Here is a 1,367-nt window from a genome sequence, read left to right on the forward strand (position 1 = left end):
GGATCGCGCGACCCAGCAGGGCGAGCACGCCCACCGCGAAGGCGATGTCGGTTGCCGTCGGCACTGCCCAGCCGTGCGCGCGCACCATGTCAGCGCTCAGCGCCAGATAGATCAGGGCTGGAACGATGACCCCTCCGGCCGCCGCGGCCACCGGCAGGATCGCCTGGTCGAGTTTGCTCAGCGCCCCTTCATGGATCTCGCGCCGAATCTCCATGCCGACAACCAGGAAGAAGACTGTCATCAGCGCGTCGTTGACCCAGAAATGCAGGGACTGCGCATAGACGAAAGTGCCGAGCCCGATTGAGAGCGGCAGATGCCACAGGTCGTGATAGCTTTGGGCGAGAGGGGAGTTGGCCCAGATCAGCGCAACAGCCGCTGCAAACAGCAGCACGATGCCGCTGACCGCCTCGACATGCAGGAAGCGCTCCAGTGTCGCAAGGGCCCGCTCAACGAGAAACTGGGCCCGCGGCAGGTTGCGGGGGGAGGTCTGTAAATCCATTGGTCACGCGCGCTCAGCGTGGCGGCCCGACCAACGCACGACCTGTCCCGCTGCCCTATGCAGCGAACACCCTGCTCGTTTTTACACTCGACCATGCCGAGGAAGCAACCGCTTTGGCCGCCATGTACGTCTTGGCTAAGGGCTATTGATCGGGCCAAGCTGCGCCTCCCAACCACAGTGGAAATTCGAGAATCAGTCACTGCTGAAAGAGTCGTCGAGCGCATTACCAGCACTCCTCCCTAAGTCTATCAAAGTCGCGAGCACCGCCGTCTCTCTATGTCGCTGCGACGAGCGGCATTTACCTGTTCCCGGCGGCTGGTCAGGCGAGCGGCGCCTCGGGCATGCAGATCATCTCCGATGACTCGATCGTCGATGTGGTGTTGCTGGGGGCCAACCTGGCCGGCAATCAACTGAGTATCTGGGGACGCACGGACGCGGGCGTGGTGTTCTATTCGCGCTGCGCGCTGGGATCACAGTCGGACCCGACGGCCTGGTCGGCCCCCATTCCGCTGGTCACCGGCGTCGATCAGTTGGCCACGATGCTCGATCTGAGCACCGGCGCCAGCGTGCTCTATTCGCACACCAGCGGCCAGCAAGTGGTGAAGCTGCAGTAGGATCCGGTCACCACGCAATGGCGCAGTCGTCGGTCCTGCTGCCGGCCCTGTCGATCGACGACGTCTGCGAATTCTACACCTACACGACGCGCGTCGCGGTGGTGGACGAGAATCAGCTCCCTCTCGTCGGCCAGCAGTTTACGATCACCTCGACCAGCACCTGCGGCGTCTACATCGAAGATGTGTACATGCAGCTTTCGTCGACGATAGCGTTGCCGGTGACCGCGGATATGCAAGGGTTTGCCGCTTAGCCA

Annotated in this window: 3 protein-coding genes; 2 read left to right on the forward strand and 1 reads right to left on the reverse strand. The window is 62.8% G+C overall.

The annotated features are described in order from the left end of the window. The coding region (locus tag GGQ85_RS20730) for a Na+/H+ antiporter NhaA (protein ID WP_309776090.1) at positions 1-499 on the reverse strand (499 nt) is incomplete at its 3' end. Positions 500-840: 341 nt separating this feature from the next. Here GGQ85_RS20730 and GGQ85_RS20735 point away from each other — a divergent pair. After that, positions 841-1,113, forward strand: a complete 273-nt coding sequence (locus GGQ85_RS20735) for a hypothetical protein (RefSeq protein WP_309776091.1) — start codon at positions 841-843, stop codon at positions 1,111-1,113. Between the two features lie 17 nt (positions 1,114-1,130). Beyond that, the gene (locus GGQ85_RS20740; protein ID WP_309776092.1) at positions 1,131-1,364 is read left to right on the forward strand and encodes a hypothetical protein; all 234 of its coding nucleotides are present in this window, start codon (positions 1,131-1,133) and stop codon (positions 1,362-1,364) included. Positions 1,365-1,367: the final 3 nt, after the last annotated feature.

Origin of the sequence: Nitrobacter vulgaris, assembly GCF_031453995.1 — a bacterium.
Classification (GTDB): Bacteria; Pseudomonadota; Alphaproteobacteria; order Rhizobiales; family Xanthobacteraceae; genus Nitrobacter; species Nitrobacter vulgaris.

Coding starts and splice junctions, on each gene's coding strand:
- GGQ85_RS20735 (WP_309776091.1), top strand. CDS start 841: ATGCAGATCATCTCCGATGACTCGATCGTCGATGTGGTGTTGCTGGGG.
- GGQ85_RS20740 (WP_309776092.1), top strand. CDS start 1,131: ATGGCGCAGTCGTCGGTCCTGCTGCCGGCCCTGTCGATCGACGACGTC.